The sequence below is a fragment of the Flavobacterium sp. UW10123 genome (genome assembly GCF_040538975.1).
GTDB lineage: Bacteria > Bacteroidota > Bacteroidia > Flavobacteriales > Flavobacteriaceae > Flavobacterium.
Genome location: NZ_JBEWQE010000003.1, coordinates 304,492 through 319,978, shown reverse-complemented (window position 1 = coordinate 319,978; position 15,487 = coordinate 304,492). Strand labels below are relative to the sequence as shown.

The following is a 15,487-nucleotide window of genomic DNA, read 5'->3' as shown; positions in this document are numbered from 1 at the left end:
GAAGATGGATTTGCTGACGTCTGTGATGGTTTTGGCGGAGGCTGGACTAAAGAAAAAATCTTAATGATTATGAAAGACAGCGCCATTGGTGAATAGACCAAATCAGGGACTTGGAGCCAACGGAGCTGGAGAACGAATTCAGCGCGATAATCAAGGTCTTGGTGCAAATGGAGCAGGAGAGAGGATTCAACGCGATAATCAAGGGCTTGGTGCAAATGGAGCTGGAGAACGTATGCAGCGCGACAACCAAAATCTAGGAGGTGAAACTAGAATGGGTGATGGAATGCGAGATAATTTCCCGAAAGCAGATCAAACGCTCGGACAGCCAAATAAACCGCTTGGTGAAGCTGGACGTCCTGATGTTACACATGATTTAGACCGTTCGGCTATTTCGAGAGATCGCGGAGAAATGCAAACCCGAAATTTCCAAAATATTCAAAGAAGTGGCGGTGGATTTAACGGCGGTGGCGGTTTCAGAGGCGGCGGAGGCTTTAGAGGAAGAAGATAAAGCGAAGGTTATTTTTAATTCAGAAAATCAGGATGGTGGTAAAACGCTAATCCTGATTTTTTTTTGCAGTTTATTTAACCGCAAAGAGCGCAAAGGATTCTCGCAAGGTTCGCAAGGTTTTTTTTAATCTCGCAAAGACGCAGGATCGCAAAGTTTTATTTGTAAAGCGTGCGTTTTTTTTTGTTTAGCCACAGATTTTACAGATTAACACAGATTAGAAAATCCTTTTAATCCTAATAATCTGTGGCAAAAAATAAAGACAAAGTTTTGTGAGTTTTTATTCTAGCCACAGATTTTAAAGATTAGCACAGATTAAGAAAACCTTTTAATCCGAATAATCTGTGGCAAAAAAATAAAGACAAAGCTTTGCGTTCTTTGCGCTTTTACAAAGTCCTATAAGCAAAAATCCTTGCGTTCTTTGCGGTAAAACCATTCGCATTTCACATCTCACAAATCACACCATGTCCGTTTCACCTTGAAGTTTGTCCGTTTCAACTATTTTCTGATTTCGTAAGAAGGGTTATCGAAATACTTTTGACAAAGAAATTAACGAATAACACTAATTTAAAAATCAAAAAAAATGAAAACACTTCAGAGAAACAAACATTCATTTATACAAACAATTGCAACAGGAACTTTTATGTTGTTGGCATCGGCTTCTTTTGCACAGAATAAAGACAAACAAACTAAAAATGACGTAAGTCTAATTCGCCCTTATCACATCAGTGTTTCAGAGGAAGCGATTACAGATCTTCGCAATCGCATCAATGCTACAAGATGGCCAGATCAAGAAACGGTAAAGGATCAGTCGCAAGGAGTAAAACTGAATCAGATTCAAAGTCTTGTAAAATATTGGGGAACGGACTATGATTGGCATAAAGCCGAAGACAAACTAAATGCTTTGCCTCAGTTTGTAACCAATATAGACGGATTGGATATTCAGTTTGTTCATGTAAAATCGAAAAACAAAAATGCAATGCCTCTGATTATTACACATGGCTGGCCAGGTTCGGTTTTTGAACTTTTAAAAGTGGTTGGACCGCTTACAGATCCGACTTCTTACGGAGGAAAAGCAGAAGACGCTTTCGATTTGGTGATTCCGTCGATGCCAGGTTACGGTTTTTCTGAAAAGCCAAAAGCAATAGGCTGGGGGCCAGAGAAAATTGGAAATGCTTGGGACGTTTTAATGAAACGTTTAGGCTATAAACACTATGTTTCGCAAGGTGGTGATTGGGGTTCTGTAGTTGCAGATGCCATGGCACGCCAAGCTCCAGAAGGTTTATTAGGAATTCATGTCAATATGCCTGCGACTGTTCCTGCTGATGTTGCTAAGGCATTAAAAGACGGTGATCCAGCTCCTGCAGGATTATCCGTTAAAGAAAAAGCTGCCTTTAACTCTTTAAATAAATTATATACAAAAGGCGGTGGTTATGCCGGAATGATGGTAACGCGCCCTCAGACTTTAGGTTACGGATTGACAGATTCTCCTGTAGGATTGGCTTCATTCTTCTTGGATAAATTCAACGAATGGACATACAGCGGAGGAAATGCCGAAAAATCACTTACAAAAGACGAAATGCTAGACGATATTTCATTGTATTGGCTTACTAATACAGCTAATTCTTCGGCTCAATTGTATTGGGAAAATAACAATAACAATTTTAATGCTTTCGAACAGAAAACGGCTGATATTAAAATTCCGGTAGCAATAACGGTTTTTCCTGGAGAGATTTATCAAGCCCCAAAAAGCTGGGCTGAAAAAGCATACAAAAACTTGTCTTATTACAATGAAGTAAATAAGGGCGGTCATTTTGCTTCATGGGAAGAACCACAAATTTTTACAGTTGAACTTCGTGATGCTTTTAGAAGTTTAAGAGGAAAACACTAATTGAAATTTTATTAAACATATTGTAAGATAGTTTCAAGCTATTCTGCGCAGATTTTATTTTAAAAAATCTTTTGAAATCTGCGTGGAATAATTGAAAGGTATTCAAGATAAAAACAGAAAAATCATGGAAACGAAAAAACAAAAAACATGGGTTATTATCGCAATTATAGTTTTAGGAATCATTGCCCTTTTAGTTCCGAATCAGATTGCAGCGCAAGGAGTAAAACGCATCGATTTGCAAAAACACGATCTAAGTACTCCGGGAAAAGAAATGGTACAAGCGAGAATCGATTTTGACGGACATTCGGCTTTTGGGAAACATTCTCATCCAGGCGAAGAAGTCATTTATGTTGTTGAAGGTTCACTAGAATATCAAATTGAAGGCAAAGAACCTGTAACGCTAAAAGCAGGAGAAGTACTTTTTATTCCAGCTGGTGTGGTGCACTCAGCTAAAAATAATACAAATGATAAAGCATCTGAACTGGCAACTTATATCGTAGAAAAAGGAAAACCTATTTTGACTATGAAGAAATAGTTTGGGGTTTCAGGTTTCAAGTTGAAATGCGGGTAGTTTTTTAACGCAAAGAACGTAGAGGATTTTCGGAGAGGGCGCTAAGTTTTGTTTGAGATAAATGTCTAGAGTCTTTAAGTTCACAGAGCTTTGAGCTTAAAGTTTAGCCACAGATTAAATAGATTTCCACAGATTATGAAATCTTTTTTAATCCTCTTAATCTGTGGCAAAAAAACTAAGCGCAAAGCTTTGTGTTGAAAGTTTAGCCACAGATTTTAAAGATTAGCACAGATTATTAAATCTTTTTTAATCCTCTTAATCTGTGGCAAAAACAACTAAGTTCAAAGCTTTGTAAAAAACTTAGCGAACATTGCGTAACTCTTAGCACCCTTTGTGGTTAAAAAACAAAGCCTGTCCATTTCACCCTCAACTTTGTCCACTTCACCTTTTTTTACCTTTTAAAACAAGCATTGTCAAGATACCTTTGACAAAGAAATTAACTGATAATCAACTAATCAAAAAATAAAAATTATGAAAACACTATCAAAAATTCTAATCGCTATTCTTTTTATGAATGTAGCTTTAACTCAAGCACAAACTTCACAACAAAAAACAATTGAAGTAAATAATTCACTTGGAACTTTAAAACAAATTAATGCAGGATTATTAAACGTAGGTTATACAGAAGCAGGTCCGTCAAACGGAACTCCGGTAATCTTACTTCATGGCTGGCCTTACGATATTCACAGTTACAATGAAGTCGTTCCAATTTTAGTTTCAAAAGGCTATCACGTTTTTACACCTTACTTACGCGGATTCGGGACAACGACTTTCCTCTCAAAAGATACTTTCAGAAACGGTCAGCAGGCAGCTTTAGCAAGTGATATTATCGCTTTTATGGATGCTCTAAAAATAGACAAAGCCGTAATCGGCGGATTTGATTGGGGAGCGAGAACAGCTGTTGCAGTATCGGCACTTTGGCCAGAACGTGTAAAAGGTTTGGTTTCTGTAAGCGGTTATATTGTAGTGAATTTGGAAGCGAACTTAAAACCGCTTTCTCCAACAGCTGAATTAGGATGGTGGTACCAATATTATTTCGCAACCGAAAGAGGAAAACAAGGTTACGCTCAAAACACCTACGATTTCAATAAACTGATTTGGAAAATCGCTTCTCCGCTATGGAATTTCGATAAAGCCACTTATGATCAAACCGCTCAGTCTTTTGATAATCCAGATCACGTAGCAATTGTGATTCACAATTACAGATGGAGACAATCTCTTGAAGCGGGCGAAACTAAATACGATAATCTGGAAAAACGCCTTGCTGCAAGACCAGAAATTAAAGTTCCAAGCATTACAATAGGAAGTGATTTTGATGGCGCTTTCGCGGATGGAAAAGCCTATGCAAGCAAATTCACAGGAAAATATGAACACAGAATTTTAAAAGGAATTGGACACAATGTTCCACAAGAAGATCCAAAAGCTTTTGCTCAGGCGATAATCGACGTTTCTAAATAATGGTGAATTGTAAATGGTGAATGGTTAATTATTCTAGCATTTCACTTTTACATTCCACAAAGCAATAAAAACATTAAGCATTTAAAAATTGACAATTAATAATTCACAATTAACAATTAATAACATGAATACAAAAGTTTTATACACAGGAAAAACACATACAACAGGTGGTAGAGAAGGAGCTTCTCAAAGTTCAGATGAACAATTGAATATTAAATTAAGTTCGCCGGGGTCTTCACGTCCGGGGACAAATCCAGAGCAGTTGTTTGCTGCGGGATGGTCGGCTTGTTTTATTGGGGCACTTGGAATTGCGGCTTCTAAACTTGGAGTTCGACTTCCAGCTGAAACTGCAGTAGACGCTGAGGTTGATTTATGTGTAACCGAAGGCGAATATTCTCTTCAGGCAAGATTAAACATTAGCCTTCCAGGAATTGATATCCAAACAGCAGAAGCTTTGGCAGCTCAAGCGCATCAGACTTGTCCATATTCTAAAGCAACTAGAGGAAATATAAACGTTGAGATTAATATTCTTTAAGAAAAGTTAAGAGTAATAAGTTATAAGTTAGGAGTTGATGCAAAAATTAACTCTCAACAAACCCGACAGGTTTTTAAAACCTGTCAGGTTTAACAAATAGAAATTATGAAAAAAATAAAATTATTAACTGGCTTTTTAATGTTGTTTCTTTTGATTGGAAATGGCGTTTTCAGTCAGAACGCAGATAAAAAAGGCTTTGCACTTTTGGAATTATATACTTCAGAAGGCTGTTCAAGTTGTCCGCCTGCAGACGAATTGTTGGGAAAAATTCAGAACGAATACCATGATAAAAACGTTTTTGTATTGGCTTATCACGTTGATTATTGGGACAAACAGGGTTGGAAAGATATTTTCAGCAATGCCGATTTTACCAAAAGGCAATACGATTACGCTCAGTTTATGGGGAAAGAACCAATCTACACGCCTCAGGTGATCATTAACGGAAAAACAGATTATATCGGTTCTCAGGAAACGAGTCTTCGAAACGGAATTAAATCGGCACTTTCGAAACCTGCTTTGACTAATTTAAGCTTAGAAACTGCTCAAAACTCGAATGTACTTTCAGTACAGTATAATGTGGAAAGCACTTCAAAAAATAGCCGTTTATTGCTTGCGGTTGTTCAGAAAGAAGCAATAAGCAATGTTAGAAGAGGGGAGAATGCGAATAGGGTTTTATCGCATTATCAAATCGTGCGTCAATTGCAGACTGTTAATTTGAATAAAGCTAAGAAAGGAACCGCTACAATTTCTCTTCCTAAAAATTATAATGCACAAGGTTTTGAAATAATTGGCTTTGTTCAAGATGCGGATTCTGGTGTTATTTTAGGGGTTAAGAGAGCTTAGTTTTTTGTTTCACGCAGATTTGAAAAGGATTTTAGCAGAATTTGTAGATTTTTTTTTGATTCTATTTTGCTTGCACTGTTTGTCATTTCGAGGAACGAGAAATCTTCACAAGTAGCTCCGCACAGAATTTCTCCAACCTTTGTCGAGTTACTCACGAAGATTTCTCGTTCCTCGAAATGACAAAAAAAGAGGATAAAAACTTTGCGACTCCGCGTCTTTGCGAGATTAAAAAAGGAAATCGAAATTATCTTCAAAATCTGCTAAAATCCTATAAAATCTGCATGAAATCTTTTTCAAATAAAACTATCTTTGACTATTAAACTACAACTATGGAAAAAACAAAACGTTTTCAGGTTTCGCTCAAAGTCATTTGGGGAAGTTCGGTTGCATTGGCGGTTATGGCTTCGATACCTAAATTATTTGATGCCGATTCTACACCTGGAGATCTTATTATAAATTCTTCGATTACGCTGTTGTTTTCCCTTTTTATATGGTACTACAACATTTACAGTTTGCCCAAATTTTCTGCTAATCATGCCAATAAAAGTCTGTTTAACTGGAAACTTTTGCTGAGTGTTATTCTTGGGATTGTCTTGATGGTGATTCTGGTAATTGCGCATCAGGAGTTGTTTCAGGTTTCAAAAATGGATGCGCCAATCATGTTCGAATTACGCGGAGTTTTAATCAATTTGATTGTGTATATGTTCTTGCATCTGCTTTTTCAAAACTATCAAACACAACAAATGGGAGTCGAACTAGAACGCACCAAAGCCGTAAATCTTGGCGCTCAATACGAATTATTGAAACAACAGGTAAATCCGCATTTTTTGTTCAATAGTTTGAATACGCTGAAATCTATGGTTGATATTCAAGACCCGCAGAGTTCAGACTTTATCTTGAAATTATCCGATTTTTATCGTTTTACGCTCGAAAGCCGAAAAATGGATTTGATTCCGCTAAGCGAAGAACTTCAGATTTTAGATTCGTATGTTTATCTGCTGAAAGCTCGTTTTGAAGACGGATTTGTTTTAGAAAATCAAGTTAATCCAAAACAGTACGATTCGGCAATTCCGCCTTTTACATTGCAATTATTGATTGAAAACTGCATCAAACACAATGTCGTTTCTTTAGATAAACCCTTGAAAATAAAACTCTATACAGAAAATGAGTTTTTAGTGGTCGAAAATAAAATTCAGCTCAAAAGAGGCGCCGTGTCTACAGGTGTTGGTTTAGATAATATCAACCAGCGTTTTATGCACCTGATTCATAAAGAAATTGAAATTGACAAAGACGAAACTACCTTTAAAGTAAAAATACCACTTAATTATGACTATCATTATAATTGAAGATGAAGTAAAAACAGCCAAAGCACTTGGCCAGCTAATTCTGAGCATCAGACCCGATGTTCAGATTTTGTCGTATATACAAAGCATTGACGGGGCGGTCGATTATCTTTCAGAAAACGATCAGCCCGATTTGATTTTTATGGATATTCAGCTGGCAGACGGTCAGTGTTTTGAGATTTTTAAGAATGTTGAGGTTTTATCGCCTGTTATTTTTTGTACCGCTTTTGATGATTATGCCATCGACGCCTTTAAATCAAACGGAATTGATTATGTTTTAAAACCTTTTTCAAGAGAAAGCATTTCGCAAGCCTTAAAGAAAGCAGGAGAACTGAAAAACTTCTTCCAAAGAAATAAAAAAGTAATGCCCGATTTTGATTATTTGCTGACGCGAAATGGCGAAAATAAAGGGAAAAGCAGCTTTTTGGTTTTCAAAAACAATAAATATCAAACGGTTTTAACGGAGAATATTGCGTTTTTTTATATCAAAAATGAAACGCCAACAATTATGACTTTAGATAAAAATGAATATCCGTTAACGCAATCTCTGGACGATGTTCATAAACTGTTATCACCAATTCAGTTTTTTAGGGTTAACAGACAGTATTTGGTTAATTTTTCGGCTATAAGAGAAGCAGAACATTATTTCTCGAGAAAGATATTGGTAAAATTAAGTGTTCCAACTGAAGAAAAAATTTTGGTTGGAAAAGAAAAAGCAACAGCATTTTTGAGCTGGCTGGAAAATAGATAACCAATTAATTCATCGTTGATTCGGATAAATTAATTGGCTTTGATTTTATAATCCAGGAAACATAAAACAGCTTATAAAAAACAAAGCTGATAAAATGAAACAGAAAATGAGAATGACTTTTTTCATTGGAAGAAATTAAAGTGAAATAAAATTTGTGAAAGAGTTTTCAAAACAGGAAAGCTCTTTTTTTAATAAGCTTCGGAGAAGCAAAATATTTATAGCAAAGAATAAACATTTACAATATAAAGCTCCGGAGGAGTGACATATTTCTCAAGATCTGTATGTCGCTTCGCTGGAGCTTTTTTATTTGTTTTTCTTGAAGTTTTATAAATATTTTACTCCGCTGGAGTATAAGTAGCCGTGTATAATTTTCTATACATAGCATAAGTAACGCTGACCATCACAAAGGCTACAATGGCATCGGTCGCAGCGCCAAAGCCTAAGACCGCAATTTTTGAAAAGAAAGCAAAAATGATGTCGAAAAATATACCTGCGAAAACCCATTCTTTCAATCGTAATAATTTATTCGGAATTAGAAGCGTAATAACTCCTGCTAGTTTGAAAACACCTAAGATGTAGATAAAATGTGCCGGATAACCCAATTGTTGTGTGATTCCCCAAACCAATGGATTGTTTGTCAATTCGAAGAAACCGCTTGCGCCAAACCATAAAGAAGTTAATACTGTGCCTGTCCAATAGATAATTTTTGTTGTTTTTGAGTTCATAATTTTGATATTTAAAGTTATTTAACGGTACAAATGTGCGTTGAAAGCCTTAAAAACGAAATCAGAAACTTGTTGAAACGGACAAACTTCAGGATGAACTGGACAGGTTGCAGGGTGGTGTTTTTTAACGCAAAGTGCGCTAAGGTTTTTTTATAAATGCTGGAGATTTTAAGTTCGCAAAGCTTTGTCTTTTATAATCTCGCAAAGTCGCAGAGTCGCAAAGGATTTTATTTTTAAAGCCACAGATTATTGGGATTAAAAGGATTTTGTTTCACGAAGATTTAGCAGATTTTAGCAGATTTCATTTTAATTATTTAAAAATCTGCACCGATTTGCTTAAATCATTTAAAATCTGCGAGAAATAAAACTTTGCGACTCTGTGACTTTGCGAGATTAAAAGCCATAATATTTCCACACAAAGCTTTGCGAACTTAAAAACACAATCAAAAACAAAAAAACTTAGCGCACTTTGCGGTAAAAATCTAAGCAGACATTTCAGCAATTAAAGCCTGCATCAGTTCACTAGCTTTATGATGTTTTAAATTACCACTGTTTTGTCCCGACCAAAAACTAACCATATCGGTTCTTCCTTGCGCGAGTGCAGCCACTTTTAAAGGAGCAATCAATTTGGTTTGAAGCGGAAATGGCAATACTTCGGTTTCAAAAGGAACAGCGTCGGAAATGGTATTGCTGATCATTCTGCCCATTCTTCCTGTCAATGATTTAGAAACGGTGGTAGGTATATTTGGATTGGCAAAAAGCATTTCTTTATGAATCGGAGCTGCACCAGATTCATCCGTAACCATAAATGCGGTACCCAATTGTACAGCATCGGCTCCTAGAGCCATGGCGGCTTTTATTCCTTTAGCATCAATAATTCCGCCTGCCGCAATAATTGGTGTTTTGGTTTTAGCTTTTAGTTGCTGTACAAGGGTGAATAAACCTGTAAAAGAATCTTGAGCGGGTTTTAAGAACGATGGTCTATGACCTCCGGCTTCAAATCCTGCAGCGATAATAGCATCAACTTGAGCATCTTCGAGAGCGAGTGCTTCTTCTAAAGTGGTTGCGGCTCCAATGGTTTTGATTCCATGTTTTCGGCTTTCTTTGAGGATTTCTTTTGATGGAATTCCGAAAATAAAACTAAAAACAGCAGGTTTAAGTTCGAATAAAACTTCTACCTGTTTTTCAAATTTAGAAGGAATATCAGAAGAAAGATCAGGAAGCGGAATCCCTAATTCGTCAAAATAAGGTTTGAAAAGCAGTTTGATCTTTTCTAGTTTTTCAGGTGAATAATCAATCAGGCTTTTATCGACGTCATTTACCCATAAATTGATGTTATACGGTTTGGATGTGGCTTTTTTGATTTCTTTTCCTGCTTCGCGAATTTCGTCTGGAGTTAAGGTATAAGCACCATAACTTCCTAATCCGCCTGAATTGCTTACGGCAGCCAATAAAGCGGCAGTTGAAAAACCGCCGCCCATCGGACCTTGTAAAATTGGATACTCAATACCTAGTAATTGTGTTATTTTGGTTGAATTCCACATTGTATTTTAATTTACGTTTGTTAGTAATTTATTAATGATAATCCATTTACCATCAACAATAACAAAGCTCAATTGATCGTAGTAATTGTAATCAAAAATTGGAACCTGAACTTTAGCAATAGCTGTGTTATTGATAATTTCTAAAGATAGGATTTTCATTTTGAAATCTTCTCCCAATTCTTTCGGACTTTTACGGTTTTTTACACCTTCAAGATATTCATCTACGGTTTTAAAATAAGGCTGTCCGTTGATGTCCCCAGCGACAATTGCTTTAGGATGAAAAGCACTTTTTAAGGTAGTTATGTCACCGTTGTAAATTCCGTTAAAGTAATTCATGAGTACAGCGGTAATTAGTGCTGCATTTGTACCAAAAGTTTCCATAGCTTCTTTTTTTAAAATTACTGAATGCTGTGACCGGCAACGTGACCGCCATCTAAATTAATGATTTCTCCTGTCACAAAATTACTTTCGGCCAAATAAAGCGCCAATTGAGCCACATCGCTGGTTTCCCCAATACGATTTAATAAATGAAGTCCGGCCAAACTGTCTGCGTCATCTACACCTGTTTTTGCTTGAAGTGGTGTTCTTATGATTCCAGGAGCAATTGCATTCACTCGGATGTTGTTTTTTCCAAATTCTGTTGCCAATTGTTTGGTAAAAGCATGAATTCCGCCTTTACTTGAGATAGGTGCAGTAGCAGGAAATCCGTCAATTGCGTGATCTACTAATACTGTTCCGATGTTGATGATAGAACCTTCGCCTTGTAAAAGCATTTGTTTTACCGCTGCCTGACTGGTAAAAAAAGTTCCTTTTAAATTGATGCTTAAAAAACGATCCAAGTCTTTTTCTTCAACCTCTAAGAATGCTTTTGGCTGAAAAATTCCTGCATTGTTTATTAATACATCTACACTTCCAAAATGTTTTAAGGCAGTTTCGACTAAATTTTTTCCTGTTTCAATAAGACTTACATCACCGTGCACCATTGCCACTTGATCTTTATGACCTAATTCATCAAAGGTTTTTTGCAGATTGTCCAGATTGGCTGAGTTGATGACTACATTGTAGCCTTTTTCTAAAAATAATTGTGCAGTTGTTTTACCGATGCCTGTAGAGGCACCGGTGATTATGATTGTTTTCATTTTTTTCTTATTCTTAAAGTTATTTTTTTCTTTGAGCGGTAACGCCTTTTTCACGCAATACCGAAACTTGTTCTCCAGCAAATCCCCAATCGTCTAATTCTATCTCCTGAATGACAATATGAGTTAGATTGGGATCTTTGTCTAAAACTTCAGTGATTAGTTTTGTAATACCAGAAATCAGCTGTTGTTTTTGTTCTCTGGTAACGCCTTCTCTCGTTAATTCAATTTTTACGTATGGCATGATTTCTAAGTGTTAAGCAAGTTTTGCTGTAAGGTTAACGTCTAGTTCAAATTCGTTGTAAATCAGAGTGTCGCCAAGATTGGTAAAGAAATTTCCAGAACGGAATTTCATATCGTATTTAGTGCGGTCAATGATGATTTTACCAGAAGCTTTCAATTCATCGTTATTGGTTTTTACTTCTAAATTGAAACCAATTGGATGTGTAATCGCTTTAATCGTAAGATTGCCTTCAACGAAATAATCTGATTCCGTTTGTTTAGAAACAGTCGTAATGTCTAAAAATGCTGTTTGAAATTTGTCTGTAGAAAAGAAATCATCAGAAGCCAAATGTCCAGCAAACTGCTGATTGGTTGCTGGATCTGTAACGTCCAGAATTTTGATGGAAGTTGTGTCAATTATGACATTTCCGCCAGTAAGTTCATTATTAGAAAAAGTAAAATTACCTTCTTCAATATTGATTGTTCCGTTGTGTTGTCCAGTAACTTTTTTTCCAATCCAGTTTACTTGACTTTGTGTGTTCGAAATTTTAAAATTTTGAGTTTTCATTATATTGTACTTTTAAATTGTTATTAATTTATGGTACAAAGTAATGGCGGTTTTAGAAGTTTATTACGTGATGTAGATCACATTCGTCAATGTGTTTTGGAAGCGTTATATAATCGGCTTAAAGTTTCTCTCGAAACCCCGAGATAAGCCGCAATCAAATGTTTGGGAACAGTATTGTATAAAGCAGGGTAGAGAGCCAGCAGTTCTTCGTATCTCGTTTTGGTATTGTTATTCATAAAAGAAAGCAGCCTTTTCTGAGAAGCCACATAACCGCGATTGGTTCTCCATCTAAAAAAATGCTCTACTTCGTGTATTTCTCTACAGATTTTCTCTCGATCATTATTGGAAAGAGAAAGAATTTCGACATCCGAAATGCAATCTACATTAATTGTTGCTTTGGTTTTGTTGTAAAGTGCCGCGTAATCAGATGCCCACCAGGTTGGCATGGCAAACTGCAGAATGTACATTTTTACTTCATCATTAACATAAAAAGATTTTAGACAGCCAGAAACAACAAAATACTCTTTGTCAACATTCTGACCTTCGCTAATAACAGTTTGCCCTTTTTTAAAAGTTTCTGTTTTAAAATGCGAAAAGAAATACTCGAATTCTTCGTCTGTTAGCGAAGCAATTTTAGAAATATGTTCTTTTAAGAGACTTTTTGCGTCCATCTTCCAAATCTTTATAAAGAGTAAAAATACTAAATATTAAAACGGTTTGGCTTGATTATTTTAGATCGTTTTTAAAGTAAGAAACAAAAAGCGAAAGGCTATTTTTTCAGGAATGAAATTTTACGGTTGGGTCGTAAAAAATGATTATTCGGTGATATAAAAAAAAATAAAAGCAGTAAATTAGAGAAATTTGCAGAAAGCTTAATTATTTACTTTATGAATTCACCTCTTACTATAATCGCCGCGACAAATTTTTCTGACATTGCCAATAACGCTGTTGCTTATGCAGCAGGACTTGCAAGGGCTACTGGCGCAAAATTGATTTTATTTAATTCATTTTCTCTGAGCGTACACAGCGCAAACTCACATATAACGGCAGATGCCATGCAAAAGCAGATTGATCGAGCAATTGCTAGGTTAGAAAAATTAGCAAAGGAAACAGCCGATTTGTATAGAATTGAAACGGCAGCAATCTGTACGTATTCTTTTTTAGAAGACGAACTTCCTAGAATCATTAAAGAAACAAACGCTGATGTTGTGGTAATGGGAATGGCGGAGCGTTCTTTTGAGCAGGAATTATTAGGAAATTCTACTACAACAGCGATTAAAAATTTGCAGATTCCAGTTTTGGCTGTTCCTCAAAACGCGCGTTTCCTTAATATAAGAAAGGTTTTATATGCTTGTGACAGCTTAAGTTTTTCGGCTATTAAAAAGTTCAGCTGGATCAAAAATGCTTTAGGAGATTTTGAAGCCGAAATCGAATTTTTTACTGTAGATGATAAACTGGATGATTTGAAAGAAGAACAGCATAGAATTTTGATGCATTCGAATCTTGAGAAAGAATTTGAAGATGTTAAATATTTGTATAAAACAGTAAGATCGAATGCTGTTATTAACGAAATTAAGAAAGAAATTAAAAATTATGAGGCCAATCTTCTGATTATGGTGCCTCAAAAATACGGTTTTTGGGATTCTTTGGTTCACAGAAGCAAAACTAGAATCTTGGCAGCGGGACTTGATATCCCATTATTGTCGTTTCCGAATTATTAAAGATTGATTTGATTTAAAAATAATGACATAAAAATTATAATGTTTTTTTGAAGAAATACTATCAAAATAAAATTTAACAGATTTTTTTTGATTTTAGGGATTCTATAATTTTTGGGGCTAGTTGCCGAATTTCAAAATTATATCTTAACATTTCGGACAGTTTTGTTAATTATTCTTAATTGTCTGCTTGTTTCAGATATTTTTAAATTAATTTTGTGGCACTCTAAAAACGTAATGCAGATAGGTTTTTTTATCAGTATGGCAACAGCCAAAATTGGGAATTATCTGCAAACTGAAACCGCATTGTATGATTTTAAAAATAAAATAAATTAAAGGTTCTGTACAAAGTAATACCGAGAGAACACTTTGTATAGGTTTTTAATTTATTTTAATTGGATTTTGTATACTGTTTTTAGTTTGTTAAGGTTTTTTTAAACATTAATTCCTCAAAAAAAGTTATTGCCAGAAGATTTAATCAGCTTTTATGGAACATCAATAGGTTTCCTGCGATTGGCTCTAAAAATATTTTGTTCCTGTCATGAGCCTGTCAAAAAGAAGAGAAAAGTAGTAAGCATTGGGTTCTAAGAGTACAAAGCTTAAAAAAAATAAAAAACAATGAGCGCAGTAATTACAGCTATAGGTGGTTACGTACCATCATCAATTCTGACCAATAAAAAAATTTCAGAAACAGTTGATACATCGGAGGAATGGATCATCAAAAGAACTGGAATTAGAGAACGTAGAATCGCAGACGACGACACAGCAACATCTGATCTTGCCGCAGCAGCGATTGAAAATCTTATCGAAAATTATAATGTAGATCGCCAGGAAATAGAAGCCTTATTGGTGGCAACAGCAACTCCGGATCACATTTTGGCTCCAACAGCAAGTATTGTTTGCGATAAAAGCGGGCTTACAAATGCTTTTGGAATTGACATGAATGCAGCTTGCAGCGGATTTTTATATGCGCTAGAAATGGGAGCAAACATGATCGAAAGCGGTCGCTATAAAAAACTAATCATCGTTGGAGCAGATAAAATGAGCTCGATCGTAGATTATGAAGACCGTAATACTTGTATTCTTTTTGGAGACGGAGCAGGTGCAGTTTTATTAGAAAAAAGTGAATCTGATGCAGGTTTAATGAAAACAATTCTTAAAACTGACGGAAGCGGTGTTTCTTCTTTAGCTGTTCCAGCTGGAGGTTCTAGAAATCCAACTTCTATGCAGAGTCTTTTGCACAGAACGCACTATTTAAAACAAGACGGAGCTTTTGTATTTAAAAGAGCCGTTGCTGCAATGAGCCAGGTTTCGCAAGATGCTTTGGCAAAAAATGAATTAGAAGCTGATCAAATTGATTGGGTAGTTCCACATCAGGCAAATTTGAGAATTATTACCGCTGTAGGCGAAAGTTTAGGTATTGATTTTGAAAAAGTAAAAGTAAATATTGATCGTTACGGAAATACAACATCTGCAACAGTTCCATTATGTTTATGGGACTTCAAAGATGATTTCAAAGAAGGTCAAAATGTATTGATTACTACATTTGGAGCAGGGTTCTCTTGGGGTGCAACCTGCTTGAAATGGGGCGTTATGCGCGAGAAAAAAGTAGTTGAAACTATTAAAGCCGATAACAAGGAAGAAGGTGTTCTAGTGGAGCACTAATAAAATAGGATT

The 15,487-nt window shown here is 35.8% G+C and carries 17 protein-coding genes and 1 pseudogene; 11 read left to right on the top strand and 7 right to left on the bottom strand.

The genetic code is table 11. From position 1 onward, the window contains the following. From ABXT06_RS05750 to ABXT06_RS05710, 9 genes and pseudogenes are all read left to right on the top strand, one after another. Window positions 1-90: pseudogene (locus ABXT06_RS05750) on the top strand (adenosylcobinamide-GDP ribazoletransferase); the annotation flags it as partial. Beyond that, entirely contained in the window at window positions 86-508 is a 423-nt protein-coding gene (locus tag ABXT06_RS05745; RefSeq protein ID WP_354589889.1) for a hypothetical protein, read from the top strand. The pseudogene ABXT06_RS05750 and the gene ABXT06_RS05745, both read left to right, overlap by 5 nt. A gap of 580 nt (window positions 509-1,088) precedes the next feature. Then, the gene (locus ABXT06_RS05740; RefSeq protein WP_354589888.1) at window positions 1,089-2,396 is read left to right on the top strand and encodes an epoxide hydrolase family protein; all 1,308 of its coding nucleotides are present in this window, start codon (window positions 1,089-1,091) and stop codon (window positions 2,394-2,396) included. Between the two features lie 124 nt (window positions 2,397-2,520). Further along, complete coding sequence (locus ABXT06_RS05735; protein ID WP_354589887.1) at window positions 2,521-2,931, top strand: cupin domain-containing protein; 411 nt, start codon at window positions 2,521-2,523, stop codon at window positions 2,929-2,931. A gap of 507 nt (window positions 2,932-3,438) precedes the next feature. Continuing rightward, window positions 3,439-4,425, top strand: a complete 987-nt coding sequence (locus ABXT06_RS05730; protein ID WP_354589886.1) for an alpha/beta fold hydrolase — start codon at window positions 3,439-3,441, stop codon at window positions 4,423-4,425. A 124-nt stretch (window positions 4,426-4,549) separates the two neighbouring features. After that, on the top strand, window positions 4,550-4,960 hold the full coding sequence (locus ABXT06_RS05725) for an organic hydroperoxide resistance protein (RefSeq protein ID WP_354589885.1): 411 nt from the start codon (window positions 4,550-4,552) through the stop codon (window positions 4,958-4,960). 105 nt (window positions 4,961-5,065) lie between these two features. Continuing rightward, window positions 5,066-5,803, top strand: coding sequence for a DUF1223 domain-containing protein (locus ABXT06_RS05720; RefSeq protein ID WP_354589884.1), 738 nt, complete (start codon window positions 5,066-5,068; stop codon window positions 5,801-5,803). Between the two features lie 329 nt (window positions 5,804-6,132). After that, window positions 6,133-7,149 (top strand): sensor histidine kinase, encoded by a 1,017-nt coding sequence (locus ABXT06_RS05715; RefSeq protein WP_354589883.1) that lies wholly within the window; start codon window positions 6,133-6,135, stop codon window positions 7,147-7,149. Further along, window positions 7,130-7,897, top strand: a complete 768-nt coding sequence (locus ABXT06_RS05710) for a LytR/AlgR family response regulator transcription factor (protein WP_354589882.1) — start codon at window positions 7,130-7,132, stop codon at window positions 7,895-7,897. Before ABXT06_RS05715 ends, ABXT06_RS05710 begins: the two co-directional genes overlap by 20 nt. A 335-nt stretch (window positions 7,898-8,232) precedes the next feature. On the opposite strand, the gene ABXT06_RS05705 is transcribed toward ABXT06_RS05710, so the two are convergent. The 7 genes from ABXT06_RS05705 to ABXT06_RS05675 form a co-directional block, all read right to left on the bottom strand. Beyond that, window positions 8,233-8,622 (bottom strand): DoxX family protein, encoded by a 390-nt coding sequence (locus ABXT06_RS05705; RefSeq protein ID WP_354589881.1) that lies wholly within the window; start codon window positions 8,620-8,622, stop codon window positions 8,233-8,235. 482 nt (window positions 8,623-9,104) lie between these two features. After that, window positions 9,105-10,166: an NAD(P)H-dependent flavin oxidoreductase gene (locus tag ABXT06_RS05700; RefSeq protein ID WP_354589880.1), complete on the bottom strand. Its 1,062-nt coding sequence runs from the start codon at window positions 10,164-10,166 to the stop codon at window positions 9,105-9,107. Window positions 10,167-10,172: 6 nt separating this feature from the next. After that, window positions 10,173-10,547: a nuclear transport factor 2 family protein gene (locus ABXT06_RS05695; protein WP_354589879.1), complete on the bottom strand. Its 375-nt coding sequence runs from the start codon at window positions 10,545-10,547 to the stop codon at window positions 10,173-10,175. A gap of 17 nt (window positions 10,548-10,564) precedes the next feature. After that, a complete protein-coding gene (locus tag ABXT06_RS05690) occupies window positions 10,565-11,305 on the bottom strand; it encodes an SDR family NAD(P)-dependent oxidoreductase (protein ID WP_354589878.1) in 741 nt (246 codons plus the stop codon). Between the two features lie 19 nt (window positions 11,306-11,324). Further along, entirely contained in the window at window positions 11,325-11,546 is a 222-nt protein-coding gene (locus tag ABXT06_RS05685) for a tautomerase family protein (protein WP_354589877.1), read from the bottom strand. Window positions 11,547-11,558: 12 nt separating this feature from the next. Continuing rightward, window positions 11,559-12,092 (bottom strand): YceI family protein, encoded by a 534-nt coding sequence (locus tag ABXT06_RS05680; protein WP_354589876.1) that lies wholly within the window; start codon window positions 12,090-12,092, stop codon window positions 11,559-11,561. A gap of 86 nt (window positions 12,093-12,178) precedes the next feature. Further along, window positions 12,179-12,763 carry a Crp/Fnr family transcriptional regulator gene (locus ABXT06_RS05675; RefSeq protein ID WP_354589875.1) on the bottom strand — a complete coding sequence of 195 codons (585 nt, stop codon included), beginning with the start codon at window positions 12,761-12,763 and terminating at the stop codon, window positions 12,179-12,181. A gap of 216 nt (window positions 12,764-12,979) precedes the next feature. Between ABXT06_RS05675 and ABXT06_RS05670 the strand changes: the two genes are divergently transcribed. Beyond that, a complete protein-coding gene (locus ABXT06_RS05670; protein WP_354589874.1) occupies window positions 12,980-13,813 on the top strand; it encodes a universal stress protein in 834 nt (277 codons plus the stop codon). A gap of 615 nt (window positions 13,814-14,428) precedes the next feature. After that, entirely contained in the window at window positions 14,429-15,475 is a 1,047-nt protein-coding gene (locus ABXT06_RS05665) for a beta-ketoacyl-ACP synthase III (RefSeq protein ID WP_354589873.1), read from the top strand. Window positions 15,476-15,487 lie beyond the last annotated feature (12 nt).

Coding starts and splice junctions, on each gene's coding strand:
- ABXT06_RS05740 (WP_354589888.1), top strand. CDS start 1,089: ATGAAAACACTTCAGAGAAACAAACATTCATTTATACAAACAATTGCA.
- ABXT06_RS05735 (WP_354589887.1), top strand. CDS start 2,521: ATGGAAACGAAAAAACAAAAAACATGGGTTATTATCGCAATTATAGTT.
- ABXT06_RS05730 (WP_354589886.1), top strand. CDS start 3,439: ATGAAAACACTATCAAAAATTCTAATCGCTATTCTTTTTATGAATGTA.
- ABXT06_RS05725 (WP_354589885.1), top strand. CDS start 4,550: ATGAATACAAAAGTTTTATACACAGGAAAAACACATACAACAGGTGGT.
- ABXT06_RS05720 (WP_354589884.1), top strand. CDS start 5,066: ATGAAAAAAATAAAATTATTAACTGGCTTTTTAATGTTGTTTCTTTTG.
- ABXT06_RS05715 (WP_354589883.1), top strand. CDS start 6,133: ATGGAAAAAACAAAACGTTTTCAGGTTTCGCTCAAAGTCATTTGGGGA.
- ABXT06_RS05710 (WP_354589882.1), top strand. CDS start 7,130: ATGACTATCATTATAATTGAAGATGAAGTAAAAACAGCCAAAGCACTT.
- ABXT06_RS05705 (WP_354589881.1), bottom strand. CDS start 8,622: ATGAACTCAAAAACAACAAAAATTATCTATTGGACAGGCACAGTATTA.
- ABXT06_RS05700 (WP_354589880.1), bottom strand. CDS start 10,166: ATGTGGAATTCAACCAAAATAACACAATTACTAGGTATTGAGTATCCA.
- ABXT06_RS05695 (WP_354589879.1), bottom strand. CDS start 10,547: ATGGAAACTTTTGGTACAAATGCAGCACTAATTACCGCTGTACTCATG.
- ABXT06_RS05690 (WP_354589878.1), bottom strand. CDS start 11,305: ATGAAAACAATCATAATCACCGGTGCCTCTACAGGCATCGGTAAAACA.
- ABXT06_RS05685 (WP_354589877.1), bottom strand. CDS start 11,546: ATGCCATACGTAAAAATTGAATTAACGAGAGAAGGCGTTACCAGAGAA.
- ABXT06_RS05680 (WP_354589876.1), bottom strand. CDS start 12,092: ATGAAAACTCAAAATTTTAAAATTTCGAACACACAAAGTCAAGTAAAC.
- ABXT06_RS05675 (WP_354589875.1), bottom strand. CDS start 12,763: ATGGACGCAAAAAGTCTCTTAAAAGAACATATTTCTAAAATTGCTTCG.
- ABXT06_RS05670 (WP_354589874.1), top strand. CDS start 12,980: ATGAATTCACCTCTTACTATAATCGCCGCGACAAATTTTTCTGACATT.
- ABXT06_RS05665 (WP_354589873.1), top strand. CDS start 14,429: ATGAGCGCAGTAATTACAGCTATAGGTGGTTACGTACCATCATCAATT.